The 961-nt window shown below is 40.7% G+C and carries 1 protein-coding gene; it reads right to left on the reverse strand.

Features of this window, described 5'->3' with window-relative positions; translation table 11 throughout:
• On the reverse strand, positions 1–961 hold a 961-nt coding region (locus CQA44_RS12170; RefSeq protein ID WP_220272168.1), incomplete at both ends, for a site-specific DNA-methyltransferase.

The raw sequence follows: 961 nt of genomic DNA on the forward strand, positions 1-961 counted from the left end.
GGGCTGCAAGAGTGTGTATATCATAAATTTGTCCTTGAAATTCTAGCTTACCCTCGCTTGTGAGATAGGCTTGAAATGCGGTATTTTTAAGGTGGAGTTGCTCTCCTAGAGATAAAAACCCCGCTTTAATCATCTCTCTTAAGCTTACCCTTAAGGGCTTCTTATCAAATTCTGCTCTTGCAATGGGGCTATCTTCAAATAGCACAGAATCTAGCCTCTGCCTGCCATACTCAATATACACTTCATTTTGCTCTAGCATAATATAATCTCTACCTAGAATCTTTGCTGCTACTGCGGTTGTCATCGTGCCACCAAAGGGGTCAAGCACAATATCGCCCATTTTAGAGCTAATGGCAAGTATGCGATAGAGCAGAGAGAGAGGTTTTTGGGTATTGTGTAGCTTCTTGCCATTAGAATCTTTTAGTCGCTCATTGCCACTACACACACTCATTCTCCACACACTGCCTAGCTGCTTTCTTACCCCCTTTTCAAAGTCAATAATCTCACAATTTAGCTCCTTTGCACTCTTGTAATTAAAGGTGTATTTTGATTTCTTACTTTTTGTCGCCCAAATGAGTGTTTCGTGGGAATTATTTAGCCTTGTGCCATTGAAATTAGGCGTGGGGTTGCTCTTATGCCAAATCACATCATTAATAAGCCAAAAGCCAAGCTCTTGCATCACCCCACCAATGCTATAAATACACTGCATTGAGCCAATCACCCAAATGCTCCCATTTTGCTTTAAGATTCTATGGCATTCTTTAAGCCATTGCCTACTAAAAGCCACATAATCTGCATTATCGATAAAAGCATTATCCCAACTATCATCACAACCGCTAAAATCACTCCCCTCTGGTCTTTGCAAAACTCCCTCTACACGCATAAAATAAGGCGGGTCAGCAAAGATTAAATCAATGCTATCATTTGGAATTATTTGGAGTAACTCTAGGCTATTGCCTTG

This window comes from Helicobacter sp. MIT 14-3879, from assembly GCF_003364125.1.